Annotated in this window: 21 protein-coding genes; 8 read left to right on the top strand and 13 right to left on the bottom strand. The window is 73.7% G+C overall.

Going from position 1 to position 24324, the window contains the following annotated elements:
• Positions 1-490: 490 nt before the first annotated feature.
• The 4 genes from ACLWS4_RS23610 to ACLWS4_RS23595 form a co-directional block, all read right to left on the bottom strand.
• On the bottom strand, positions 491-1618 hold the full coding sequence (locus tag ACLWS4_RS23610) for a glycosyltransferase (RefSeq protein WP_416875160.1): 1128 nt from the start codon (positions 1616-1618) through the stop codon (positions 491-493).
• A 775-nt stretch (positions 1619-2393) separates the two neighbouring features.
• Positions 2394-2597, bottom strand: a complete 204-nt coding sequence (locus tag ACLWS4_RS23605) for a hypothetical protein (protein WP_416875159.1) — start codon at positions 2595-2597, stop codon at positions 2394-2396.
• Between the two features lie 203 nt (positions 2598-2800).
• Complete coding sequence (locus tag ACLWS4_RS23600) at positions 2801-3481, bottom strand: response regulator transcription factor (RefSeq protein WP_416875158.1); 681 nt, start codon at positions 3479-3481, stop codon at positions 2801-2803.
• A complete protein-coding gene (locus ACLWS4_RS23595) occupies positions 3478-4668 on the bottom strand; it encodes a sensor histidine kinase (RefSeq protein WP_416875157.1) in 1191 nt (396 codons plus the stop codon). Before ACLWS4_RS23595 ends, ACLWS4_RS23600 begins: the two co-directional genes overlap by 4 nt.
• A 264-nt stretch (positions 4669-4932) precedes the next feature.
• Between ACLWS4_RS23595 and ACLWS4_RS23590 the strand changes: the two genes are divergently transcribed.
• Positions 4933-6195 (top strand): alpha/beta hydrolase family protein, encoded by a 1263-nt coding sequence (locus ACLWS4_RS23590; RefSeq protein WP_416875156.1) that lies wholly within the window; start codon positions 4933-4935, stop codon positions 6193-6195.
• Positions 6196-6514: 319 nt separating this feature from the next.
• Here ACLWS4_RS23590 and ACLWS4_RS23585 read toward each other — a convergent pair whose 3' ends face one another.
• Both ACLWS4_RS23585 and ACLWS4_RS23580 read right to left on the bottom strand, forming a co-directional pair.
• Complete coding sequence (locus ACLWS4_RS23585) at positions 6515-6985, bottom strand: DUF3291 domain-containing protein (protein WP_049660689.1); 471 nt, start codon at positions 6983-6985, stop codon at positions 6515-6517.
• Between the two features lie 32 nt (positions 6986-7017).
• Complete coding sequence (locus ACLWS4_RS23580; RefSeq protein WP_416875155.1) at positions 7018-7671, bottom strand: helix-turn-helix transcriptional regulator; 654 nt, start codon at positions 7669-7671, stop codon at positions 7018-7020.
• Between the two features lie 79 nt (positions 7672-7750).
• On the opposite strand from ACLWS4_RS23580, the gene ACLWS4_RS23575 reads away from it, so the two are divergent.
• Positions 7751-8059 (top strand): helicase associated domain-containing protein, encoded by a 309-nt coding sequence (locus ACLWS4_RS23575; RefSeq protein ID WP_416875154.1) that lies wholly within the window; start codon positions 7751-7753, stop codon positions 8057-8059.
• Positions 8060-8084: 25 nt separating this feature from the next.
• On the opposite strand, the gene ACLWS4_RS23570 is transcribed toward ACLWS4_RS23575, so the two are convergent.
• Entirely contained in the window at positions 8085-8432 is a 348-nt protein-coding gene (locus ACLWS4_RS23570) for a hypothetical protein (RefSeq protein WP_416875153.1), read from the bottom strand.
• A 173-nt stretch (positions 8433-8605) separates the two neighbouring features.
• On the opposite strand from ACLWS4_RS23570, the gene ACLWS4_RS23565 reads away from it, so the two are divergent.
• The 6 genes from ACLWS4_RS23565 (at position 8606) to ACLWS4_RS23540 (ending at position 13984) form a co-directional block, all read left to right on the top strand.
• Entirely contained in the window at positions 8606-9403 is a 798-nt protein-coding gene (locus ACLWS4_RS23565) for a LuxR C-terminal-related transcriptional regulator (RefSeq protein ID WP_416875152.1), read from the top strand.
• A 488-nt stretch (positions 9404-9891) separates the two neighbouring features.
• Complete coding sequence (locus ACLWS4_RS23560; protein WP_416875151.1) at positions 9892-10311, top strand: DoxX family protein; 420 nt, start codon at positions 9892-9894, stop codon at positions 10309-10311.
• Between the two features lie 1283 nt (positions 10312-11594).
• A complete protein-coding gene (locus ACLWS4_RS23555) occupies positions 11595-12014 on the top strand; it encodes a hypothetical protein (protein WP_416875150.1) in 420 nt (139 codons plus the stop codon).
• A 128-nt stretch (positions 12015-12142) separates the two neighbouring features.
• A complete protein-coding gene (locus tag ACLWS4_RS23550; protein ID WP_049649240.1) occupies positions 12143-12781 on the top strand; it encodes an ATP-dependent Clp protease proteolytic subunit in 639 nt (212 codons plus the stop codon).
• A gap of 1 nt (position 12782) precedes the next feature.
• Positions 12783-13385 (top strand): ClpP family protease, encoded by a 603-nt coding sequence (locus ACLWS4_RS23545; RefSeq protein ID WP_375876111.1) that lies wholly within the window; start codon positions 12783-12785, stop codon positions 13383-13385.
• 383 nt (positions 13386-13768) lie between these two features.
• On the top strand, positions 13769-13984 hold the full coding sequence (locus tag ACLWS4_RS23540; protein WP_416875149.1) for a hypothetical protein: 216 nt from the start codon (positions 13769-13771) through the stop codon (positions 13982-13984).
• A 167-nt stretch (positions 13985-14151) separates the two neighbouring features.
• Here the strand turns inward: ACLWS4_RS23540 and ACLWS4_RS23535 are convergent, their stop codons facing one another.
• From ACLWS4_RS23535 to ACLWS4_RS23510, 6 genes are all read right to left on the bottom strand, one after another.
• Positions 14152-15099: a phosphotransferase family protein gene (locus ACLWS4_RS23535; protein WP_380775448.1), complete on the bottom strand. Its 948-nt coding sequence runs from the start codon at positions 15097-15099 to the stop codon at positions 14152-14154.
• Entirely contained in the window at positions 15096-15833 is a 738-nt protein-coding gene (locus ACLWS4_RS23530; protein WP_049649243.1) for an HAD family hydrolase, read from the bottom strand. Before ACLWS4_RS23530 ends, ACLWS4_RS23535 begins: the two co-directional genes overlap by 4 nt.
• Positions 15830-16948, bottom strand: a complete 1119-nt coding sequence (locus ACLWS4_RS23525) for a hypothetical protein (protein WP_380775450.1) — start codon at positions 16946-16948, stop codon at positions 15830-15832. The genes ACLWS4_RS23530 and ACLWS4_RS23525 overlap by 4 nt, the downstream gene beginning before the upstream one ends.
• A 21-nt stretch (positions 16949-16969) precedes the next feature.
• The gene (locus tag ACLWS4_RS23520; protein ID WP_416875183.1) at positions 16970-18307 is read right to left on the bottom strand and encodes an MFS transporter; all 1338 of its coding nucleotides are present in this window, start codon (positions 18305-18307) and stop codon (positions 16970-16972) included.
• Entirely contained in the window at positions 18211-20889 is a 2679-nt protein-coding gene (locus ACLWS4_RS23515; RefSeq protein ID WP_049649246.1) for a lantibiotic dehydratase, read from the bottom strand. Before ACLWS4_RS23515 ends, ACLWS4_RS23520 begins: the two co-directional genes overlap by 97 nt.
• A gap of 167 nt (positions 20890-21056) precedes the next feature.
• Positions 21057-23597, bottom strand: a complete 2541-nt coding sequence (locus ACLWS4_RS23510; RefSeq protein WP_387975297.1) for a lantibiotic dehydratase — start codon at positions 23595-23597, stop codon at positions 21057-21059.
• Positions 23598-24324 lie beyond the last annotated feature (727 nt).

Raw genomic sequence — 24324 nt, 5'->3', positions numbered from 1 at the left:
GAGATCGGCCTCGACCACCAGGAGCCGCTCCGCTCCGAACAGAACCAGAACGGCCACCCCGCAGAGCACCGGCCGACCGCGCGCAGCTGCCGGGGCGTCCCAGGCCACCGGGTCGGATCGCGGGTCGGGACCGCGGTGCGGCAGTGCGGTACGGATCCTTCTGTCCAGGGGAAACGCGCGGCCGCCGCCGAGGTGGTCCGGGGATGAGAAAGGGTCCAACCACTGCGACCGGGATCATCGGGCCCGCCGCCCGGGACCCGGCCGGCAACGCGGGGACAGACCCGGACGGGACAGCGGCGAACACCCCGGGCAGCGAGCACCACCACAGCCCGGCCCGGACGGTGCAGCCAGCGGACCCGCGCACGTCCCGGCTCCGAGCGGCGGGGCAGGCCGAGCACGGCGGCAGCCGCGTCCAGCCCGGCCGTGCCCTCCAACCGCCACGACGTACGGGGTCGTCAGCGGGCGGGGCCGATACGGGGACGCGGGATGCTCAGCGGAGTGCTTCGAGCAGGGGAACGGTCTGCTCCGGTCCGGGCAGGGCGTTGGTCTCGCGCTGAAGCCGCTCGGCGGCATGGCGGTAGCCTTCGTCGGCCAGTACCGCCGACACCGTCTCGCGCACCTCATCCGGGGTCACGGTGACCGGGTCCAGCACCCGGGCGGTACCGAGTTCGACGCACCGCCGCGCGTTGTACGGCTGGTCCGCGCCGAGCGGCAGCAGCACCGAGGGCAGGCCGTGGGCGAGCGTGCCGAGCAGGCTGCCGGAGCCGCCGTGCGAGACCACCAGGCCGCACTGCGGCAGCAGTTGATCCTGCGGGACGAAGCGCTCGATCCGGACGTTCGGCGGCATTGGCCCGAACAGCGCGGGGTCGATCTGGGAGCCGACCGTCGTGACCACGTTCACCGCGAGTCCCTGGAGCCCGGTCAGGACCCGGGCGAACAGCTCGGTGCTGGTGTAGACGGTGCCGAGCGTGAAGTACACGGTGGGGGTGTCCCGCACGGGGGCTGCGGGGACGGCCGGGCCCGGCCGGAACGCGAACGCGTGGGCGGGCAACGGGAAGCGCGGGTCCCGGAAGGTGTGCGGGGACGGCGACAGGACCACGTCCCGGTCCAGCATCGCGAGCCCAGGGTCGACCGGCAGGCCGTACTCGGAGCGCAGCTCGTGCAGCGGCGCCGCGACGACCTCCTTGCGCAGGAAGCCCCCGGCGGCCAGCACGATGACGGTCGCACAGGGTATCCCGAGCACCTCGGCCGCGATCGAGCTGCCGAAGTCGACCTCGTCGCGCACCAGGACATCGGGCTTCCAATCGCGGGCGATGTCCAGCACCGCAGCAGCCTGCCGTCTCCCGCCGCGCCGGGCGAAGCCCTCGGCGAGCTGCCGCAGGTCAGCCGCCGGATCAGGTACGTCGACGGGCACGGCCGCCGCGCCCGCGGAACCCGCCGTACCTACCCGCGGCTCGCTGGTGGCGAAGGCGGTGAACCCGGCCGCCGTGATCTCGGCCGTTCTGCCGCCGCTGCCCGCGACCGCGACGGTGTGCCCGGCGGCCTGCGCCGCGCGGGCCACCGGGATGAGGGGGCGGAAGTGGCCGCTGCCACCGATGAACGTGAACAGGATGCGCATCGGGCGAGGCTACCGAGCCGTCTACGGGCAGAACGGCCAGCCCCTGTTCCCCTGACCACCCATAGGTTCTCCCGACCGACCCGAACATCGGTCCCAGATTCTGCAAGTCCCTGCTCAACGCATGATCAATCGACAGGATCTTTCAAAACACCCAGAACGGAGCAGCTGAGCGGTCCGCTGGGCGCGCAAGGCATCCTCCCGTGAGTTGATGCGTCTCGGGCCCACTCTCATGAGCGGCCGGGCCGACGTACAGGACCGGACGGACAGACGTGAGTGCATGGTCCGTGGCCCGCGCGGACACTCTCACGGCCTGGCTGGACTGCGGCCGGGTGGGCCCGTGGTGCAGCGCTCGGTGGGTTGAAGGGCGAGGCGATCGACCGCGTCCCGCGCGAGCTCCCGGGCGTCCAGGAGCAGCTCCTGCTGCGAGCGCAGGCCGGGCAGCAGGGTCACGGATGCGCCGTCGGCGCCGCGGCTGACCGCACCGTCGATGCCAAGGGCGGTGCTCCCGTGGACGGTGGCACCTGGACGGTCTCCATCAGCAGGCCGACGGCGTCGTGCCGTCCGGTACGCATCTACCGGACGGCACCGAGCCGGCCTTCGGCCGCGGCCTCTTCCTCGGCGGCCAGCAGGGCGAGCGCCTCATCACGGAGCCGCTCGCACGCCGGCAGCGCCTTCACCGCGGCCGGCGACGTGCCGGCTCCCGCGGGTGGTCTCCTGGCCGGTCTGCTCGGTCACCCGTGTCCGCCGACAGGCGAGTTCGGTCGGATCAGGTGTATCAGGTGTAGACGTCCCGGCTGTACTCCTCGCGGCTCAGCCGGAAGTCACCAGGCCGATCACGGCGGAGCTCCTCGTACCGCTGTGTGAATACGTCGAGTGCTTCGTGGAGCGTGCAACCGGACGCGTCTCGGATCGCCTTGATCGCACGGCCTATCCGGCGGTCCAGGATGTCGCGGTCCACGCCCTCAGGTAGCTCTTCCATGAGCTGACCGTACCGATGGTTCGACTGCACCGGTCAATATCGCCTGTCAATCGATCAAGACCGCTTGTCAGACGACGCCGCCGGCGAGACCGTCCGGGTCGTGCGGGTTGCTCACTCCGCGCCCGTCCGGGCGAGCAGGTCGGCGACGGCCTCGTCGATCGCGTCGCCTGAGCCGCCGGCCCCCGCCCGGCGGCCGCCCACGCCTACCTCGGCCCGACCAGCCCGCACTCGTACGCGAAGATCACCGCCTGCACCCGGTCCCGCAGGCCCAGCTTGGCCATGACCCGGCCGAGATGCTTCTTCACCGTGGGCTCCGCGAGACCGAGGGCGGCGGCGAGTTCCGTGTTGGTCAGGCCGCGGGCGGCCCCCAGCAGGACCTCCCGCTCGCGCGCGGTCAGCACGCGCAGCCGCTCCGCGTCGCCCCCGCCCCCGCCCCCGCCCCCGTCTCCGGCGGCGGGGAGCCGGTGGGCGAAGCGGTCCAGCAGCAGCCGGGTCACCCGAGGGGAGACCACGGCGTCCCCCCGGGCCACGTCGCGGATCGCCCCCAGCAGCTCCTCCGGCCGGCTGTTCTTCAGCAGGAAGCCGCAGGCCCCGGCGCGCAGCGCCTCGACGGCGTACGCCTCCAGGTCGAAGGTCGTGAGCACCAGCACCCGCGTCCCGGGCACCTCGCGCAGCAGCCGCCGGGTCGCCCCGATGCCGTCGGTGCCCGGCATCCGCACGTCCATCAGCACCACGTCCGGCCGCAGCCGCCGCGCCAGTTCCACCGCCGCCGCCCCGTCGGCCGCCTCCCCGACCGGCTCCATGTCCGGCTCGGCGCGCAGGATCATGCCGAACGCCAGCCGCAGCAGCTCCTCGTCGTCCACCAGCAGCACCCGGACGCTCACGGCGCGCCCCCGGGATCCAGCCGTACGAAGACCCGCCAGCCGCCGCCCGGCCGCGGGCCCGCCTCCAGCACCCCGCCGAAGGCCGCGGCGCGCTCCCGCATCCCCGTGAGACCCCGCCCGGACCCGGCGGAGCCCGGCCGCCCGGTCCCTGCGGCCCGCCCGTCGTCGGTCACCTCGACCGTGACCGCCCCCGGCGCGCAGGACACCCGCACCTCGGCGCGCGACCCCTGCGGCGCGTGGCGCAGCGCGTTGGTCAGCGACTCCTGGACGAGCCGGTGCACCGTCAGCTGCGCCGCGGCCGGCACCCGGGCGGCCTCGCCGTCCACCCGCAGCCGGGTCACGAGGCCCGCCGCCGCCATCTGCTCGCACAACGCCCTGAGCTGCCCGATCCCCGGCGGCGACCGCCGGTCGTCCCCGGGCCCCGTGTCGGGGCCGGCGTCGGGACCGGCCTCCTGGAGCAGGCCCAGGGCCCGCCGCATGTCGGTCAGCGCCTGCCGCCCGGTCTCCGCGATCCGGGCCGTCACGGCGCAGGCGTCGGCCGGCCTCGCGTGCCCGAGCGCGTCCGCCAGCGCCACCACCACTGACAGGCCGTGCGTCACGCTGTCGTGCAACTCCCGTGCGATCCGGGCGCGTTCCTCCTCCACCGCCCGGCGCTCCCGCTCGTCGCGGTCCAGTTCCAGCCGCGCCAGCCGCTCCGCCCGCGCGGCCCGCCGGATCCGGGCGTTCGCCCCGAGCAGCGCGCTCGCGGCGACCGCCGCCGTCATCGCGGCGGCCGAGGCGGGGAACCGGCCCTCGGGCGCCCAGCGCGCCGCCGCCAGCACCGCCCCGGCCACCGCCACCAGAGCCGCCGCCCACGCCGACCGGGACGGCGCCCGCGCGGTCACCGTCCCGAGGGCGACCAGCAACGCCGCGTCGGCGGGCAGCTGAACACCCAGCAGCCACTGCGCGAGCGCCGCGGCGGCGATCACCCCGAACGCGGCCCGGGGCGCCCGCCGCCGCCACACCAACGGCAGCACCAGAGCGGTCTGCAGCGCGAAGCCCGTACCGTTCGCCACCCGCCCCGGCCCGAGCGTCACCAGGAACAGGGCCGCCGCGAGCGCGGCGTCCGCCACCAGGGGCGGCACCCGCCCCGGCAGCCGGGCGAGGGCTCCCGGCGGGCCCGTCCGTACCGCGCCGGTCTCGGTCATCGTGTCCGTCCTCGCGTCCGCGTCGTCCGGCGTCCTCGCCGGAGCCCCACGGTAGGGCCCTCGCGCCCGCGAAGGCGTCCGCCCGCCGGCGGACACCGGGGGGAGACCCCGGGACACCGGGGGCTCCTCCGCGCGGAGGAGCGAACGCGCGCCGGGGCGACACGCGCCCACCGGCGGGATCGTCCCCCGGCAGGGCGCCCCGCACCCCCGGCGGCGGAACCCTGGTGGCGACCCCGCAGCCGCACCGCCCGAGGAGTACGCGCCATGCCCCCGACCATGCCCCCGACCCGCCGCGCCCTGCTCGGCACGCTCGGCGTCGCCGCGCTCGCCACCGTGGCCGCCGCCCCGGCCCCGGGAAGCCGCCCCGCCGCCCCGACCGGCATCCCCGTCCCGCTGCGCCTGCCCCCGCCCACCGGGCCCTGGCCCGTCGGCACCGTCGCGCTGCACCTGGTCGACGACAGCCGCCCCGACCCCCTCCTCCCCGCCAAGCCCTACCGGGAGCTCATGGCCGGCCTCTGGTACCCGGCGGAACCCGGCGCCGGGCACCCGACGGCCCCCTGGCTGCCCCCGGCCGCGGCAGCCGACTGGGACGCGCACTCCGCACCGGCCCTCGGTGTCCCCGCCGGCGCCGCCGACTGGCGGGGAATCAGGACCCACGCCCGCACCGGCGCGCCCGTCGCCCGTCGCGCCGGCCGGCTGCCCGTGGTGCTGTTCTCCCCCGGCGACGGCGGCACGCGCGCCCTCGGCACCACCCTGGTCGAGGAGTTGGCGAGCCGCGGCCACCTCGTCGTCACCCTCGACTCCACGTACGAGGCCGAACAGGTCGAGTTCCCCGGCGGCCGTGTCGAACGCGCCCTCCCGCTCCCCGACGACCTCACCCCGGAGGTCGTCGCCGCCCTCCTCGCCGGGCACTCCCGGGCCCGCCTCGCCGACGCCCGCTTCGTCCTCGGCGCACTCGACCGCCTCGCCCGTGGGGACCGCCCCGGCACCGGCACCGGCACCGGCACCGGCACCGGCCCGCTCCCGGACGGGCTCGCCGAAGCCGCCGACCCGGCCAGGACCGGCGTGCTCGGGCAGTCCCTCGGCGGCTCCGTCGCCGCCCAGCTCGCCCACGACGAGCCCCGCGTCCGCGCGGCGGCCGACCTCGACGGTGCCCTCCTCGGGCCCGTCGCCGACAGCGGCCTCGCCAAGCCCTTCCTGCTGATGGCCTCCGGTACGAAGACCCTGCGCACCGAACCGAGCTGGGCCTCGTGCTGGGCGGCGTCCACCGGCCTGCGGCATGCCCTGCGGCTGCGGAACGCCGCCCACGGCTCGTACACCGACCTCCAGGTCCTCCTGCCCCAGCTCGTCCGCCGCCTCCCGGTCCCCGACGCGGCCGGACTCATCGGCACCGTCGACCCCCGGCGCTCCCTGGCCGCCCAGCGCACCGCCGTCGCCGCCTTCTTCGCTCGGTACCTGACGGGGCGGCCCACCGGCTTCCTCGATCGGCCCGGCGACGACTGGCCGGAGCTGGAGGTGCTGCGCTGAACCGGCCCGCCCGGCACCCGTTGTGGCGCCGGGCGGCACGGGCGCGAGCACCTGCTCGACGCTGCTCGACGTCGGCCGGATCCACGCCGCCTTCGTCGCCGGCGCCCGCGCCCGCGGCGAGGCCTGCGGCCCGCTCGGCCTCGTCCCCGCCCCGGAGCTGCCCGCCGGCCAGGCTGGGGTGTACCGGCCCGCCGCCGAGCCCGCGTACGCCGCGGGCTCGGCGAGGAGCAGCGCTGGCGTTCGTTCCCGCGGCTGCTGGTGGTCCTGGCCGGCACGGCGGACGCCGGGTCCGCTCGGCGGTGGCGGAGGAGCGGCCCGCTCACGCGCCCGGGTGTGGTGCGGCTCCGTCCGGAGTGCGGGGGGAGTTGAAGGTGAAGGCGCGCGGGGAGGGGCCGTTCGCGCGCAGGTCGGCCAGTCGCTCCAGGGCCTCGTCGACGTCCGGCAGGTGCCCGGCCGGGACCCACCACAGGACCAGGTGCGCCTCGACGTTCCGCTCGAACCACTCACGCCGTCGCCGCATCGCCTCCAGGTGCCCGCTGCGGTAGGTGAACTCCCACAGCGCCTCCCGGCTCTCCCACACCGACATGTTGACGATGACGTCCTCGCCCGCCGGGCGCAGGGCGGTCGCGTCGTCCTTCCCGTCCGCGGCGAGCCGCCAGACGAAGCCGGGGGCGGTGTCGGCGGCGGCATTGACCGGGGAGACCAGATCGACGAACGGCGCGATGCGCGGGTCGTCGACGGGGTGGCGGAGCGTGGCGACGTTGAACTGGGCGAGGTGGTGGGAGGTCATGGCGCCATCCCAGCACGGGCCTTCTTTCTATGTCAATCAATATTGATTTTAGAAGGCTCGACCACCACGCAGCACTCCCCGGGCCGGGCGTCCATCCGGGCATGGAGGGCGCCGTCCGCGCCGAGAAGTCCCTCCAGGAGGGCGAGGTTCATGCCGCAGACGAGGGGCGGGAATCGCTCGGCGACGGAGTGGAAGGGGCAGTTGCGCATGCGAATGGCCCCCTCCTCCAGGTGGGGTTCGTACCCGCGGGCGGCCAGCAGCGCGACGGCCTCGTCGAGCCCCCCGCAGGGCGCGGCCGCTCCGCGCTCAGCCTCCCCCCGCCGCCGCGCGGCTGCGCGCAGCCCGTCGTCCAGCCCGGCCCGCTCGGCGGCCTCGGCGAGCAGTTCGGCGGCCGTCCGGTAGTCGCGCGCGGGCAGCGAGACCACCCGCTCGGCGCGCGTCCGCGTGTACACCTTCGCCGGCCGCCCCGCCCCCGGCCCCGACCGCCCGGTGAGCCTGCGGCTGCCGCTCTCCAGCAGCCCGGCCTCGACCAGCTTCTCCAGGTGGTGCGCCGCCAGTGTCCGCGCCACCCCGACGGCCTCCGCCGCCTCGTTCCGGCCCACCTCGCGGCCTTGGGCCGCCACGTACGCGTAGAGGCGGCGGCGCACGGGGTCGTGCAGGGCGGCGATCGCTTCGATGTGCTCCATGCGGCCATTCTAGGAACAATGGTCATTGGAGATAGAGGAGCCCACCGGTTGATGGTCAGACGGCCACGAGTTCGACTCGTTGCTCCAGAAGCACTCGAGGACGGTGCCGTGGTTCCCGGAGGAGGGGGCGGCCGAGGCGACGGGGGCGGCGGCGAGGAAGGCCGGCGCAGGGAAGCCGGGCGCCTTCGACTGCGGCCCGGCCGCGCTCGCCCGGTACAAGGCGCGGACCGGATCGGCGACCGTGCCCCGCGGCCACGTCGAGCCGGTCCCCGAGGGCGGCGGCACGGCGGAGGTGAAGCTCGGGACGCTCCTGTCGAACGCCGAGAGCCGGCGTGCGAAGCCGACCGGTGAGCGGTCGGAGCGGCTCGCTGCGCTCGGACTCGACTAGCGCCGACCCCGCCCGGCCCTCTACCTCAGCACTGCACGTCCACGGACGTGACCAGGACGTTCCGGTCCAGCCCCCGGGTCTGCCAGGCGAAGACGGTGTCCGTCAGGAGGTTCTCGTAGTGAACGACGAACGTGTTGCCGTGGGCCTGGCCCAACCGGTAGTAGTCGTGGATCGGGTGTACGCCGCAGCCGTCCAGGTTCCAGACCGGGGTCGCCCCGCCCTTGGCGAGGGCGATGCACGCCCTGCCGTTGTCGCACTGAACGCTCCAGTACCCGCCGGCGGCGGAGGCCGGCCCGGCGGCGAAGACGACGGCGGTTCCGACGGCGGCGGCCAGCGCGGTGGCTCGGCCCAGACGACGGGTGTTCGACTTCATTCTCGGACTCCTCTTTGAAGAACGGGTGTTCCACACGGATTCAGTGAATGTTGTGTACGTACTTTTCGTCCTCGTGTAAGCCTGCCAGGCCGGGGCAGGCTCCCCCCAGTGGCAGTTCTGCGTATTGACACCGCCACCTGCCTGCGCCGTGCACGCCGACGCCAGGAGGGACAGTGCCCGACAACGCCCGGCATACCGCGCGCCTCTACCGGCGGATGCACGACCTGGCCGTGACGGTCTTGCACGAGCGGGACCCTTCCGCGCTCCACGGGCTCGTCCTGGCCGAACTACTGAGCGCCTGCGATGCCGAGATCGTCGTGTTCAAAGAGGGGGACTGGCGCATGGACGCGGGGCCCATGACCATCGCCACCGGCGGCGGCGCGGCCACCGCGCTCACCGATGAGAGGGCGTGCCGTCAGATCAGGACCGGACGCCCCTTCTCCGACTACTACGCGACGACGCCCGGCACCGTCCCGCTCACCGCACAGGAGATCGGCCGAGCACTGGATCTACGGGATGTCCGCAGGTTCGCCCCCGGCCGCCGCTTCGCCTTCGGCATTCCCCTGCCGGGCACCCACTCCCCCGTGCGCGGGTACGTGCTGCTCCGCCCGGACGGTGCGTTCACCGCCTCGGACTGCGCCTACGGAACCCGGATCCAGCCGCTGCTCCACGCTGTCGACCGGCAGTGGGAACTGCTGTCCCAGTGGCATGCCATGCGGCAGGCCCCGTCTTCCAGCGGCGAGGTGACCAAGGAACAGGCTCCGTCCGCCGACGCGGGGCTCACGCCGCGTGAGGCGGCCGTCCTCCTTCTCCTCGCGGACGCGCTCACCGCCGCCGCGATCGGCCGACGCCTCGGCATCACCACCCGCACCGCCAACAAGCACATCGAGCGGATCTACCGGAAGCTCGGCACCCGCGACCGCGTCTCCACCCTCAACCGCGCCCGGATAGGCGGGCTTCTTCCGCACTGACCCCGCGACCTGGGGATGAGGGTTCTCAGCTCCTCCAGCGGACAAGCAGCGCCCCCCGGTGGCGGGCGCCCGCCACCGGGGGGGAGGCGCTGCTGCACCACGTCGAACGGGCCGCCCACGACGCCTTCCACACCCCGAACGCGGACGACCCGCTGCCCGCCCTCTACACACGTGGGCCCAGCGGCGGAAGCGGCCGTCAGCGGTGCGGCCCGATCAGCAGCACGGTGAGCACCGCGTCGTCCCGGCCGTGGTGCACTTGGCGGTCGGCCTCGGCGCCCGGGCCCCAGGTCCGGTAGATCCGCCAGGCGTCGGCGCCGTTCTCGACGTAGGAGCCGAAGACGCGGTGGCGGGGTGGCGCGGGTCGGCGGCGAGCCGCCGGTACTGGAGGTGGGGCTGCCGGAAGACTTTTCCTCCCGAGAGCGATGAGTTCAGGCGGTAGCGGCGGTCAAACCCGAGAAAGCAACGACAGCCGACCAGGGAGACCTGAAATGTCCAGCACCGCCACCACGACCACCGCCACCGCCACGAAGTCCAGCACGGCCGTGGTCCGGGTGGTCTGGACGCTGCGGATCCTGCTCGCGCTCTTCTTCGCCCTGGCCAGCGCGCTGCCCAAGCTGCTTGCGCTCCCCGCCGCCACGACCGTTTTCGACGCCATCGGGGCAGGGCACTGGTTCATGTACCTGACCGGACTGGTGGAACTGGCCGGAGCGGTCGGCCTGCTGGTCCGCCGGCTGGCCGGGCCTGCCGCGACGGCACTGATCGTCTTCCTGGCGTTCGCGTTCGTCACCCAGCTCACCGCGATGCACGGCGAGAACGCGGGGACCCCGTTCATCTTCATGGTGCCGCTGGCCGTCATCGCCTGGAACCGACGGGCCGAGACGGCCGAGCTGCTCAGCCGCTCGCGCTGACCTGGTGCTTGAAAGGGTCCGCCAGCAGAGGCCTGTGCCGCGGCACGGGCGCCGGAGCGGCGCCGCGCGAGCGTGGCGGCGGCAACAGCGAGGGCCGATGAGCAGCACGGTGAGCACCGCATCGTCCTGGCCGTCGTGCTCGGGGCGGCCAGCGCCGGTGCCCGGGCCCCAGGTCCAGTGGATCCGCCGGGCGCCGGCGTCGAACGGCACCGCCCCGGGGTCGGCACCGAGGAAACCGCGGCGCAGCCGGCGGCCTGCGCCCGACTGTGGGAGCGATCGGGTCCGGACGGCCGGGGCCGGGCGTGGGAGCGGCGCCGGCGCTCCTTCCCGTGGCTGCTGGTGGTCCTGGTCGGCATGGCGGCCCCCGGGGTGCGCTCGGCGGTGGCGGACCCGCGGCTGGCCGCCGAGGAGAACCCGGCCGTCGCCGAGATGCCGGCCGCTGTCCCGGCCGTCGCCGCCCGGATCGAGGACCTGGTCCAGCGCGGACCGTCCGCACCCATCTGGCATCCGCTCGGCAGCCGCGGGCGGGTGTGCGGGTGGACGGAGCTGTCGGCGGCGAGTGGGAGCCGCCGAGTGGCCTGCCGCCGGCCGTCCCGGCCACCCTCAAGGCCTGCCGCAGGCGCGGAGAACCCTCGGCGGCTGTACGTCCTGCCTCCTGCAACCATCGTGTGGGTGCACTCGTTAACCCGAGGCGAACGGAGATGATCTCGCTGAAGGGAGACCCGGTATGACATGTGATGCCCCATGGATTGAGAAGCGGCGTTACGAGTACGCCGGCGGCCGCTACGTGGGCTGCGGAAACTGCGGCGGGGACCTGTGCACTGTCTGCAGGTCCAACCATCTACAGCCGAGCGACGTGCACTTTGAGTTCAACGACGACAACATCTGCCCGGGCTGCAGTCCAGAGCGCTGATAAAGCCACGGAACCGTCCGGTCCGCGGCAGGACTCAGTGTGCCGATCGGCCCAGCCGACTTCGGCCCGGCCTGCCGGTGGCAGGCCGCCGTACCGGACTCCCCCTTCACCCGCTCGATGTCCTGCACACTGCTCACCGCGGACGGCGGCCGGGTCGCGCTCAGCGGCCGGCGGGCGCACCGAACGGACCCTCGCCGCGTACCGCGGCAGCGTCGGGATCGCCCTGGGCCGGCTCCCGGGCCTATTGGGCCGAGGGGCGGCGCACGCCGGGTTGCCGGTGCCGGTGCACCGGCCGGAAACCCCGGTGCCTTCGGGGTAGTGCGCCGGTAGCCTTCGGGCTGCTGACCGCAGGCCGGGACCGAAGGGCACCATGAACGACACCTCCGAGCTGGACCGCCCCGTCGGCGACCACGCCGTCCGCGAACTGGCCGACGCCGTCCAGGTGTTCTCCTACGCGATGGATCACCACTGTTCCTACCGCGGGCTGGACGATCCGGATCCGCGGGAGATCGCGGCCGTGCTGCGCGACAGTCTGGCCAGGCTGGCCGAGGCGCTGGAAGCCGGTGCGGAACTGGTGGCGGGACCGGACGGACTGCCGGGAGGCGGGGACGCCGAGCCCTGGTGGGAAGGCCGGGACCTCCTGCTCAAGGCGCGCGACGCGATGGCCCGCGCGGTGCCCGAGGGCTTCGACGAGGACGGAGCTGAGGACGGAGCGGATGACTGGCCGGGCGATCCGGTCGCCCGGTGGTACCGCCTGCGCAAGGCGAGGTTCCGCACCTACCCGCGCTGACGCGGGTCGGGGCCCGGCTCCCGGCTCTGCCCGTGGCGAATCTGCGGCGGGCAGAAGGACGGCATCGGGGAGCGCTCGCGGGTCGACAGTGGAGTGGACGGCAACTCCGCCCCGACCAGGGAGAGCAGATGGCTCCACTCACCACGCCCCCGCCCCGTGCGGGGGAGGGCGACACCCCGCCCAGCCCTTTCGACGACCACCTCGCGGCGCAGCTGCTCGCCCAGCGGATCGTCCTCCTCGGCACCCAGGTCGACGACGTGTCGGCGAACCGGGTGTGCGCACAGCTGTTGCTGCTGTCGGCGGAGGACCCGCGCTCCGACATCGGCCTGTACATCAACAGCCCCGGCGGGTCGGTCAGCGCGGGGCTCGCCGTCTACGACACCATGCGGCTCATCCCGAACGACGTCTCCACGCTGGCGATGGGGTTCGCCGCCAGCATGGGCCAGTTCCTGCTCGCCGTGGGCTCGCCCGGCAAGCGGTTCGCGCTGCCGAACGCGCGGATCATGATGCACCAGCCCTCGGCCGGCATCGGCGGCACCGCCGCGGACATCGAGATCCAGGCGGAGAACCTCCAGTTCACCAAGCGGGCCATCGAGCGGATCACCGCCGAGCACACCGGGCAGAGCGAGGAGACGATCGCGCGCGACGGCGACCGGGACCGCTGGTTCACCGCCGAACAGGCCAGGGAGTACGGGATCGTGGACCGGGTGGTGGAGTCGGTCGCCGACATCCGTCCGGCCTCCTCCCGCCGACGGATGGGGCTGTGACATGGGCTCGTACACGGTTCCCTACGTCGTCCAGCGCACCGCGCAGGGCGAGCGGTCCTACGACGTCTTCAGCCGGCTGCTGAACGAGCGGATCGTCTTCCTCGGCACCGAGATCGACGACGGCGTCGCCAACGTGGTCATCGCGCAGCTCCTGCACCTGGAGTCGGAGAACCCGGAGCGCGAGATCTCGATCTACCTCAACTCGCCCGGCGGATCGTTCACTTCACTGATGGCGATCTACGACACCATGACGTTCGTGCAGACGCCGGTCTCCACGTTCTGCGTCGGCCAGGCGGCCTCGACGGCGGCGGTGCTGCTGGCCGGCGGGGACCCGGGACGGCGCTTCGTGCTCCAGCACGCGCGGGTACTGCTCGGTCAGCCGGCCAGCGGCGGCCGACAGGGGACGGTGTCCGACCTCAGCCTCGCGGCCAAGGAGATGGTCCGGATCCGCTCGCAGGTGGAGGAGGTCCTGGCCCGGCACACCCGCCACGAGGTGGCGACGCTGCGCGCGGACATGGACCGGGACAAGGTGCTCACCGCCGAGGAGGCCGTCGCCTACGGGATCGCCGACGAGGTACTGAGCCGGCGGCAGCTGTTCGGCTGAACCCGCGGCGGGTACTGGCGGGTACGGCGGCGGTCGTGCGCACCGCCGCCGTACTTCAGCGGAGGCCAGGCCACCAGGCGGAGCCCGCCGTACCGGCGGCTGCGGCTCCGACCGGATGCCGTGAACCGGCGGACAGCGCCAACGCCGCTGTTGGCGACGCCCGACGGCGTACGAGCAGCACCACCGCAGTGCATGGTGACGGCAAGACTCGCAGGCCGCCGCAGTGACACCTGCCCGCAGCAGTCGCATCGCCCGACACGCGCGTCTGCCTCGGCTGCGCGCGCGACGATCCGACGGGGGCACCCGGACTTGGACGATCGCGGTCACCGGCACCGCCCACGATCCGTGGCGGGAAGGCCGTCCTCGACCGCAACGCACCGGTCGTGCTGGTCCTCAGCCCGCTGACCGCCATGTACAGCCGTGCCACGAACCAGAAGGGCTTGGCCATCACCATTGGCACCAGCGCCAACGAATCCGGCATCCCCCGGGACCTCACGTCCGCGCGGTACCTCGCCGCCGACGGTGGGGCGACGGCGCGTTCCACGGGCCGCTCACGGCCGAATCGGCCGAACCGGCTGAAACCGGCTGAAACCGGCTGAAACCGGAAGGGTGACCGTGGCATCCGGCCACGGTCACCCCACCACTCTTGATCCGGAGTTACGGTCAGGCCTGTACGGCGATGAGCTGGAACTTCTCGTTCGGGTCGCCGGTGCAGTCCCACAGGATGATCAAGGTGTCCGGTGTCGGACGCCGGCCGTGTGGCGGTTCAGCCTCGGAGGCGCTCCAGCAGGTGGCGGGCGCGGGCGGTCAGATCGGCCGCGCGGGCCGGGTCGGGGGCCACCGAGTGGAAGACCAGCGCCAGCATCACGACGGTGTCGAGCCGGTGCAGGAGGGCGGCCCTGGAGTACAGGTCGGGCAGCTCGGCCGAGTCCGCGTAGCCGGCCAGGATGCCGTCCGCGTCGATGCCGTTGTCCGCCAGCCTGGCGTACTCGGCGACCCTGGCCAGCTCCATCAGGACCGGGCCGACCAGGGCGTTGGACCAGTCGACGACGGCGGTGAGCCGCCCCCCGCTGCCGAGCAGGTTCTGCCGACGGACGTCCAGGTGCAGCAGGCGCGGCTCGCCCTCCTCGGCTTCGAGCACCGCGCGCATCCCGTCGGGATGGGGCAGCTCGGGCAGGTCGGGGGCGAACCCGCGCAGGGTCGCGTGACGGGTCACCAGCCGCGTGGTGAGGAAGGACGGGAAGTCCCCGGGCTCCTGGTAGGCGAGTTCGATCGACGGTGGCTCCACCCGGTGGAGGGCCGCCAGGAACGCACCGACCTCCTTCGGGGAAACCGTCAGCCCGTCGTGCCGCACGTAGCCCGCGAGGGAGACGACGAGGCCGTCCGCCATGGTGATCAGTTCGAGCGCGGGGGCGGTGGGCAGGCCCTGGCGGGCGAGGAGCCCGGCGATCTCGTGCTCCTGGCGGACGAGGTCACCGGCCTCCACCCGCCCGTAGGGCGCGGAGTAGACCCGGTGCCGGGGAACGCGCAGGGCGACCTCGCCGTGGGTGGCGCAGTGGGCGCGGTAGACGGCGAAGTCCACGCCCTCCCCGGCGAGGCCGCGCAGTTCGATCCCGCGTTCCCGGGCCACCCGGACGGCCACCTCGTGGGTGTCCAGCTCGTGGGTGTCCAGCTCGTGGGTGTCCGGCTCGCCGTGTCGGGGGTCTGTCGTCACTGGGCGGTCCTTCCGGCGGGGATCGGGAGATGGGTGGCCAGGGCCGCGAAGCCGTCCAGGGTGGTGACGCGGGGGCCCGTGAAGCCGGGGAAGCGAGCGTAGCGGTCGAGCAGGACTGGATGCAGACCCGCCCTCTGGGCTCCCTCGACGTCGATGACGACCGAGTCGCCGACGAAGACGCACTCCCCCGGTGGACGGCCGAGCCGTTCGCAGGCGAGGACGAAGATCTCCGGTCCGGGCTTCTCCAACCCGACCTCGCTGCTGATGACGACGGTGTCGAAGAGCCCCGTGAGGCCGGTGCCGTCGAGGATGTCGCGCAGCCACCGGTCGAAGTTGGAGACCAGGGCGAGCGGGTGGCCGGCCGCGCGCAGGGCCCGCAGGCACGGTACGGCGTCGGGGTAGGCACGGTACCGGGCCGGGTCGAGGATGTGCCGGGCCGCGCGCTCGGCCGCCTCGGCCGAGGCGTTGCCCCCGGCCCTGCGCAGCGCCTCGCGGCAGAACCGGCTCCACATGGCGAGTCGTCGCTCGGGGTCGGGTTCGTCGTCGGGCCAGTCGCCTTCGGAGCCGATGGCCCACAGCGCCTGGCGGACGGCGGTGGTGTCGGGGGCCCCGTCCCGGCCGAGCCAGGCGGTGGAGAGCAGCTCGGGTATCGCGGGCACGAGCTCGACGAGGGTGTCGGCGGCGTCGAAGAGGACGGCGGGCAGGGCGGGGCCGGGGGTCGGCGCGGAGGTCATCGCAGTTCCTCGTCGGTGATGAGCATGGTGCACAGGCCGCCTCGGGTGGCCTCGGCGGCGTGATGGGCGGCCTCGGCGTCGGGCCGGTTCAGGACGAGGGTGTTCTCCGAGCCGGAGAAGTAGTCGCTCATCAGCACGGCGGTGGCCGGACGTCCGCTCAGCCGGGCGGCGCGCAGGGCGAGTTCGACGTCGCCCTTGTACATCTCGACCAGCACGCAGGTGATTCCGGCGGCGAGGTAGCAGGTGAGCTCGCCGAGGAACTGCTCGGCGGGGAGCTTGTGCCGACTGTGCAGGCCCGAGAAGTAGGCGAAGGAGCGCGCGAACGGGTCGGTGCGGAAGCGATCCGCGTTGTGGGAGGCGGCGAGCAGGCCGATCGGCACACCGGGGGTGACCCTGATCTCCCGGTTGGTGACGGGAAGGCCGTCCAGGACGTCGTAGGTGTCCGGATTCCCCTCGATGAGCAGGCCGACCCGGTCGACCCCCTTCTCGTGGAGGCCGCGCAACGCGTCGTCGACGTGGTGGATGTTGGCGTCGAAGTCGCCGAACTCGTACGGCAGGACGTGTGCGGTCAGCCGGTCGTGGTCGGGCAGCAACGGGAAGGTGTTGGCGTGCGTCCAGTCCGACATGACGATGTCCTCGACGCCTTCGAGCGCCCGGACGGCCTCTGCGGGGTCGGCGACGGTCCAGGGGCCTACCCCGACCGCGTGGACGGTCTGGACGGCACCCCGCGGCTTCGTGCGACATCGTTCCAGCCGACGCTCGATGGCCGACTTCCTGCGGGCGAGGAACGCGTCGGGCATCACGAAGGACACTCCCGTCCGGGCGGCCCCGGACGGCGCCTCCAGCAGGGCGGACTCGGTGGCCGCGGCGGCGAACCCTGCCAGCCCCCACTGGTCCCCGACGAAGGCCACCGGGCGCCCCCAGCCGAGGGCACCGAGCGACGCGGTCAGGTCCTGCTCGAATCCGCGCGGACGCAGTGCGACGAACCCGCCCGACACCGGCGAGACCGGGTGGCGCTCCCCGCCCGCGGTGACGACGGTCCGGTTGCGCACCTCGGCGGCGGCACGGAACACCGCCATGCCGACCAGGGCGGCCTCATTCTCTACAGCAATCACGACTGTCCCTTCATCGCAGGGCTATGACTTCGGTTGGTCGACGGCGGGCACGGCCGGATCGGCCCTGGCGAGCCGGGCCTCGGACAGCAGGGCGGGGACGACCAGCAGCAGGGCCGCCACCGCCAGGAGGCTGCCGGCGAGGAACGCGGCGCGCGTGCCCCAGAGGTCGGCGAGCAGACCGTAGAGGGCGGCGCCGAGCGGCATCGTGCCCCAGGCGAAGAGCCGGTAGACGCCGATGGAGCGCCCCAACATCTGCTCGGGCACCAGGGATTGGCGTACGGAGACGGCCACGACGTTCCAGACCATGATGGCGGCGCCGGAGGCGAGGTTGGCGGCGCCGACGACCCATGGGCTGGTGGTGGCGGCGATGACGGGGCCGCAGGCGGCGACCACCGCGAGGGCGGCGGCGAGCGCGCGGGCGCGTCCCAGCCAACGGGTGACCCGGTCCGCGACCGCGCCGCCCAGCACCCCTCCGAGCGCGGAGGCGGCGACGAACAGGCCGTAGCTGGACGCGGGGACGTGCAAGGTCTCCCGGATCAGCAGGACGAAGATCGCGATCTGCCCGAGGTAGACGGCGTTGACGAGTCCCGCCGCGAGCGTGAGCGCCCGCATCAGGCGGTCGCGGGCGACGAAGGCGATGCCTTCGGCGATCTCCTGGAGCAGCTTGCGGGGGGTGTCGGGACGGCTCGACCGGCTGGCCGGCAGAGCGCTGAGGAAGCCGGCCGACAGCAGGAACGAGACGGTGTTCACCAACAGCGGCACGAACTGGCCGATCCCGAAGAGCCAGCCGCCGAGGACGTGCCCGACCATGTCGCGGCTCAGCGTCTGGGAGGTGAACAACCGCCCGTTCGCGGAGGGCAGGCGCTCGGCCGTCACCAGTGCGGGCAGCACGGCGAACGAGGCGCAGTCGAAGAGGACCTCACCGATGCCGAGCACCGACGCGACGGCCACCAGGGACCACAGGTGCAGTGCGTCGTTCAGCAGCAGGACCACGGCGATGGCGAGCGCGCCGGCCCGCAGGAGGTCGGCGGCGACCATCAGCGCACGCCGGTCGCACCGGTCCGCCAGGGCGCCGATCGGGAGGCTGAGCAACAGCCAGGGCAGGGTGGAGGAGGCGGTGACCAGGCTGACCGCGAAAGGGGAGTCGAGCAGGGCCGCGGCCAACAGCGGCAGGGCCGAGAACCGGACGCCGTCGCCCAGCGCGGATATGGTCGAGGCCGTGAGCAGCCTGCGGTAGGCGGTCTCGGAACCCGCGGTCCGGGTCATGCCGGCTGTCCGTCGGCTGCTCCGCCGTCGTTCGGGGCGAACACGGCGTAGCGCAGCTCGCTCGTGTACGACGCTCCGTTCACCCGCAGCCAGCGCTGCTCGGTGGACGGCAGCAGCTCGGAGATCACGACCGTTCCCTCGACCCCGCGCACCAGCCGGAAGAACTGCCGGACGATCAGAGGGGCGTCCCAGTCCACGTAGACGGGCTTGGGCTGGCCGGGCAGCTTCGCGAACACTCGGCGCGGCCACCCGTACCGGGCGCGCAGCCGGCAGGCGGTGAGGTACTCGGCCGCGTCGTCGGCCTTCACCGGACTGCCGGTGGGCGACCACCCGCGCAGCTCCGAGGCGGGGATCCGCCAGAGTTCGCGCTGCAGGACGGTGCGCCGGTGGCGGATGCGCGGAACGTGCGGGAGCTCGCCGAGGTCGAGGCCGTTGCCGCCGTGCAGACGCGGGAACGCGAAGGGCGCCAGCGGGTCGTCCATGAGGGTGTAGCCGCCGGCGGGGGGTGCGAGCAGCCGGATCCTTTCCGGTCGCCCTTGGGTGCGTAGCTCCAGCCGGGGGCCGTTCAGGAGCAGGTGGAGGTCCGAGGGGTGCAGGACATCGGCGCGGTCCTTCGGCGAGCGGCCCAGGATCTCCAGGTCCGGTCCCGGGAAGGATTGCTGGCAGGCGGTCTTGTCCTGATGGCCGCGCAGCACGTCCACGAGGATCTCGTCCTCGGCCAGGAGGGTCCGGTACCGCGCTTCGATCTCCTCGGTCAGTCGGGGCGCGCGCTCGACGGCTTGGACCGAGAGGCTGCTGTGGGTCAGCAGGTCCCGGCCCGCGTGCAGTTCTCCGACGACGACCTGGAACTCTCCTGCGGCCAGGGCCTGCGGCCCGCTCGCGGCGAGCAGCACGTCCGGGTTACAGAAGGCGGCGGGCCCCTGGGGGAGACCGGCCCTGAGTTCATCGATCCGCTCGTCGGGCACGACGATCTCGCGGGCCGCCGGGTCGGCCGTGCCGAGCAGCTGCCGGGCCACGGTGGCCCGCAGCCGGTCCACCTCCGTCGTCACGTCGGAGCAGCGCAGGGCGAGTTGCTCGCGGTCCTCGACGAACGCACGGTAGAAGTCGGCCAGCGGAACGGGGCGGTCCGGGCCGAAACGGTCGCGGAACCAGCGGGTGAGGATGTCGGTCTCCAGGCGCAGCCGCAGGCGGGGGGCCGCGAGCGCGATCTCGTAGACGAACGCCAGCTCCTCGCTGAGGACCTCGGCGAGTTCCGAGCCGATCCGCAGGTCGTCGAGCTCGCCGTGGGCCTCCTCCCACACCACGCTGCGGTCGGCGTAGTGGTGGCCTCCGAAGCGGTTCGCCGGGCCGGCCGTGAGCTCCTCGAAGCGGGCTTTCAGAGCGGCGAGCGCGGTCGGCCGTTCGGGGTACGGGGCCTGGGCGAAGGCGGCGACGGCGGCTTCCAGCTCAGCCGTCCACGCCATCGCGGGGTGGTCTCCGGCGTCGGCGGCGACGAGCTGCGCGCGCAGTGCGGCGAGCGGCCGGGGATCCCCGACGGGTACCTCCGGCCAGGCGGTGGCCAGGCCGCGGTCGGCGAGGTCGGCGAGCGCCTCGTCGAACCCGGGGCCGTCGTCGCCGTCGCCGTCGGCGGAGGCCCCGAACCTGCCGTACCACTCGGCGGACAGTTCCTCCAGCGTCCGGACGCCGTCGAGTCGGCGCAGCAGCCAGTCCTGGGCCGGACCGACGGCGACGCGTCCGATCCGGTCGAAGCGCCAGTCGACACCCGGGGCCGACTCCACGCCGCACGAGTAGAGGTCGACGCCTGTGTGAGCGCCGTCGCCCTGGTCGAGGAAGGCGAACGGCAGCCGGCGGGGCCGGACGAGCGTGCGCAGGGCGGGGTCCTCGCCGAGCTTCCTGGCCAGCCGGGCCGCCGCCCAGTGGCTGACGTAGGCGCGGCGCAGGACGGCGGATCCGTCGGTCCAGTCGAGTGTCCCCCCGCCTGCGACCCGGGCGACGTTCAGAGGTCCGAAGTGCGAGTGGGTCTCGTTCTTCGTGGTGACTCGCTGGAGGTACATCGTGAGCAGGTCGGTCATCTTCTGTGCGTGGGCGCGCCGACGACCGGTCACCGTCGGGTCGAAGGCGTCCAGCCAGGCCAGGAACTGGGGTGCGGCGGCGTCGTTCGACAGCAGCAGGACGTCCCGGAGCCGTTCGTCGGCGAAGACCTCGGCGACGGCCAGTCGCCCCTCCCACATCCGCTGCGCGTGACTCTCGGCGAACTCCCGGCAGGCCCGCCGCAGTTCCGTGACCTGGTTCTGGAAACCGGCCAACGGACCGCTCCGTGGGCCCAGTTCGCGCGTGGCCGCGGCCAGGTCCGGCTCGGTCAGCGGCCGCAGCATGCCGATCGCGTTGCCGATCGCGTCGCCGACGGCCCTGCTGAGGGCCTCGTCGGCGGCCACCGGGGGCCGCTTCAGCTCCTCCTTCGCCGCGGCCGCGGCCTCCAGCAGTGCGGCGTACCGGTCGAACAGGGCGCGTGCCTCGGCGTCGGCGCCCTCGTCGACCAGACCGGAGAGCAGTTCGAGCGGGAAGCCGGCCTGGCGGACGAGCGCGGTGGGCGCCAGTGACCACCGGGGTCGGCCCGACGCGAGGGGGGAACGGGAGTACCGGGCCGGCGGGCTCGGGCTGTCCGTGGTCGCCATCAAGAGAACCTCTCGGCTCGTGGGAGGGTGGGAGCCCGTACGGGCTGGGCACCGCGGCCTGCCGAGGGCCCTGCCGACAGGCGGGCGAGGGCAGGCGCGGGCGCGCGTGGAGGGGGTGGAGGGGCGGGCCGGCGGGTGCGTCAGCCCGCGCTCGGGGAACGGCCGGGCTACGCGGGCGCGTCCGTCCGGGAGAAGACCGTGCAGCGCAGCTCGCTGGTGTGGCGGCGGCCGTCCACCTCCAGCCAGAGCCCGTCGGGCCCGGGCAGCATCTCGCTGAATTCCAGCGCCCCCTCGGCGCCCTTGACGAGCCGGACGAGCTGGCGCACCAGCAGGGGCGCCTCCCAGTCCAGGAAGACCGGCTTGGGCTCGCCGGGGATCTTCACGAAGCAGTACCGGGGCAGCCCGAGCCGCTCGCGCAGCCGTACGGCCCCCAGGTGCGCCGCCGTGTCCGCGGCCACCGCGTGGCCGCCGGGCGACCACGGGCGCAGGTCGGAGACGGGCACCCGCCAGCTCTCACGCCTCAGGACCACCCGGCCGCAGCGAATGCGGGGAACGTGCGCCAGGTCGTCGGTGCGGATGCCGATTCCACCGAAGTGGCGGGGGAAGGCGAACACCGAAAGCGGATCGTGGCGGATGCCCGGACCACCGGCGAAGGGGGACTTGAGCCGCAGCCGGCCGGACACCCCCCGGGCTCGCAGCTCGAGGTGCTCGGGCGCCACCGTCACCGACAGTTGTGCGGGCTGGACGACCTGGTCGCGCGGTTTGCCGGACCGCCCGTGCACCTCGACGTCCGGGCAGGGGTAGGTCAGTTGGGCACCGGTCTTGTCGAGGTGGGCACGCGCCAGGTCGACGATGATCTCGTCGGGATCCAGCAGTTCCTCGTACCGCTGCTGGGCCTCGGCCACGATGCCGTCGGCGCGGGCGGCCAGCAACGGGGCGAGACTGGAGTGGGTGAGCGGGTCACGCAGGGCGTGGCAGTCCCCGACCACAGCCGTGAAGTCCCCATCGGCCAGGGCCCGGACGTCCCGGGCGGCGAGCATCACGTCGGGGCTGCACAGGGCCGGCACATCGCCCGAGTGCCGGGCGATCAGCTCCTCGAGGCGCGTTCGGTCGACCTGCACCTCGCGCCGGTCCGCGCCCTCGCCCGTGTCCGGGAGCAGGACCTTCCTGAGCTCGCGCTCCACGGCGGCGATCTCGTCGTCCACCTCGGCGCAGGCGGCTTCCAGCTCCGGACGGTCGGCGAAGAACGCCTGGTAGAAGTGGTGCAACGGGACGTCCACACCGATACCGAAGCGGTCCTGTGCCCACCGCGTCAGGATCGCGCGCTCCCGCCGCATCCGCAGACGCGGGGCGAGCAGGACGAGCCCGTACACGGGCGTCAGCTCGCCGGTGACGAAGTCGGTGAGGCCCGGGCCGACGACCAGGTCACGCTGGGGTCCGTGCGCCTCCTCGTAGAAGAGGGACCGGTCCGCGTAGTGGGTGCCGCCGGGGCGCTCGGCGGCCCCACCGGTCAGCGCCTCGAAGTCGGACTTGAGCGAGGCGAGGAGCGCGGCCCGATCAGCCGCCGCGGCGAGCGGGAACTCCGCGAGGAAGCGGTCGAAGCGTTCCAGGGCCGCGTGGAGGTCACCGGCGTCGCCGTCCGCCTCTGCCACCAGCTCACTGAGCGTGTCGAGCGGCCTGACGGCGCCGATCGGGATCTCCGCCGCCGTCACCAGCCAACCGTCCGCCTCGGCCCGGCTCAGCGCCTCGTCCAGTTCGGCGCCCGGGCGTCCGGTGCCCGCCGCCCATTCCCGGTGGAGTTCGTCGACGGTGCGCCGGGCGTCGCAGTGGCACCACAGCCAGTCGGCCGCCTCGTCCACGGCGGAGCTGCCCACCACCACGAATCGCCAGTCGCCGGGCATGCCGGTCCGGGTGCGGAAGGCGAACAGGTCGATCCGGTCGCCGTCCCGGAAGGCCAGCGGTCGCAGGCGGGGCCGGACCCGGCCGCGCAGCCGCGGGTCGGCGCTGAAGGTCTCCGCGAGGCGCTCCGCCGCCCAGTGGCTGAAGAAGGCGACGCGCTCGATCGGGCCATCCGTCCAGGTGAGACCGTCCGCCGTGTCCCGATCGCCCGCTTCGAGCGTGAGGGAGCCCACACTCACCGGCCCGAAGTGGGAGGTGGTCTCGTTCTTCGAAGCGACCCGCTGCAGGTACATCGTGAGCAGGTCGGTCATCCGGCGGCCGGTCCGGTCGGACAGCGCGCCGTCCCGGTCCAGCCAGGACGCGAAACGCGGGTAGTGGGCCTCGTTGGAGAGCAGAAGCACCTGCCGAAGCGCGGTGTCCTCGCGGAACAGCCGGGCGACGTACCGCCGGGACCCCTCCAGCGCTGCCGCGTACCGCTGCTCTAGTGCGGAAACACTGTTCTTCAGGCCCCGCAGCGCATCCTGATATCCCGTCAGTGGCTCGGCGAACTCGGCCGGCAGCCCGGCGGCGTCCTCTTCGGCGAGGTCGCGTAACAGCCCGAGCCGGGACAACGCTCGCTGCCGGCCGTCGACGTCACCCTGGCGGATCATCTTCGCCAGTTGGTCGGCCAGTTCGGCCGCGTGGTCCGTCGCGGCTCGCGCCGCCGACAGCTCGGCGCTGAGGTCGTGCGCCAACGGATCCAGTGTGTCCAGTGCGAAGCCGGCCTGCCGGAGAAGCCCATGGCTCATCGCGGTCCAGGTTTCAGCCATGACTCATCCCCCATTACGCACGGCGTGCCAACCGGACCTCTGGTCGCCGCCGGTCAGGACGTGGCACCCGTGCTTCGGGCACACTGCCACCTGTCCCGGCAGAAGAACCTCGAGCCGATAGCTCCGTGTAGTCCCCCGGATTCGTACTCGGCGGATCGTACCCGGCTTGACGGTGTCCTTCCAAGATTATTTCGCGCATGATCGCCGCCGGGGCTCGAGGCCCCGGGCGGGCGCCCTGGAGCGCGCCGATGGCCGCGAACATCTCGTCCGCTTCGTGGACGGGTTGCGTGGCGGCGTCGGTGAGCTCCAGCAGCGAACGCGGCAGTCGCCGACGCGGGTTCGCCCTGCTCGCCGTTCCGCTGACGCTGTTCCGGGCCGCGCCCGACCGTGCGACGGTGCTCGCCCGGCCGCGGACCGTGAGTCTGCGGCCCCCGGCCGAGGACAGCCGTCGGCTGCCCCGCCTGCCGCCAGGCCCGAACGCCGCCGGCGCCGCCTCGAGGAGTCCCTGCCCGCCCTACGGGACGATGCCCGCGCCGGACCCGCCGGTCGCTGCCGGGGGTGCGGTGACATCAACTGCCGCGCATCGTTCGGCCCTTCCGTGGACGGGGCGGACAGCTCGGCGAGGAGCGCGGGATCGGGCCCGTCGTGGCGGGCCGGGCCCTCGTCGATCCCGTCGTGGAAGTCGCACACCAACCGCCCGGCGTGCTCCAGCGTGCGCGCCGACTCG

The organism is Kitasatospora sp. SC0581 (genome assembly GCF_048159585.1).
In the GTDB taxonomy this organism is placed as follows: domain Bacteria; phylum Actinomycetota; class Actinomycetes; order Streptomycetales; family Streptomycetaceae; genus Kitasatospora.
The sequence above is the reverse complement of the archived record's forward strand: the minus strand, read 5'-3'. Positions and strand labels throughout refer to the sequence as shown.

What these genes read in the sequence shown, in the direction of transcription:
- ACLWS4_RS23545 (WP_375876111.1), top strand. Translation starts at nt 12,783, where the DNA reads ATGGGCTCGTACACGGTTCCCTACGTCGTCCAGCGCACCGCGCAGGGC.
- ACLWS4_RS23550 (WP_049649240.1), top strand. Translation starts at nt 12,143, where the DNA reads ATGGCTCCACTCACCACGCCCCCGCCCCGTGCGGGGGAGGGCGACACC.
- ACLWS4_RS23590 (WP_416875156.1), top strand. Translation starts at nt 4,933, where the DNA reads ATGCCCCCGACCATGCCCCCGACCCGCCGCGCCCTGCTCGGCACGCTC.
- ACLWS4_RS23610 (WP_416875160.1), bottom strand. Translation starts at nt 1,618, where the DNA reads ATGCGCATCCTGTTCACGTTCATCGGTGGCAGCGGCCACTTCCGCCCC.
- ACLWS4_RS23560 (WP_416875151.1), top strand. Translation starts at nt 9,892, where the DNA reads ATGTCCAGCACCGCCACCACGACCACCGCCACCGCCACGAAGTCCAGC.
- ACLWS4_RS23595 (WP_416875157.1), bottom strand. Translation starts at nt 4,668, where the DNA reads ATGACCGAGACCGGCGCGGTACGGACGGGCCCGCCGGGAGCCCTCGCC.
- ACLWS4_RS23530 (WP_049649243.1), bottom strand. Translation starts at nt 15,833, where the DNA reads ATGACCTCCGCGCCGACCCCCGGCCCCGCCCTGCCCGCCGTCCTCTTC.
- ACLWS4_RS23510 (WP_387975297.1), bottom strand. Translation starts at nt 23,597, where the DNA reads ATGGCTGAAACCTGGACCGCGATGAGCCATGGGCTTCTCCGGCAGGCC.
- ACLWS4_RS23555 (WP_416875150.1), top strand. Translation starts at nt 11,595, where the DNA reads ATGAACGACACCTCCGAGCTGGACCGCCCCGTCGGCGACCACGCCGTC.
- ACLWS4_RS23515 (WP_049649246.1), bottom strand. Translation starts at nt 20,889, where the DNA reads ATGGCGACCACGGACAGCCCGAGCCCGCCGGCCCGGTACTCCCGTTCC.
- ACLWS4_RS23580 (WP_416875155.1), bottom strand. Translation starts at nt 7,671, where the DNA reads ATGGAGCACATCGAAGCGATCGCCGCCCTGCACGACCCCGTGCGCCGC.
- ACLWS4_RS23605 (WP_416875159.1), bottom strand. Translation starts at nt 2,597, where the DNA reads ATGGAAGAGCTACCTGAGGGCGTGGACCGCGACATCCTGGACCGCCGG.
- ACLWS4_RS23585 (WP_049660689.1), bottom strand. Translation starts at nt 6,985, where the DNA reads ATGACCTCCCACCACCTCGCCCAGTTCAACGTCGCCACGCTCCGCCAC.
- ACLWS4_RS23570 (WP_416875153.1), bottom strand. Translation starts at nt 8,432, where the DNA reads ATGAAGTCGAACACCCGTCGTCTGGGCCGAGCCACCGCGCTGGCCGCC.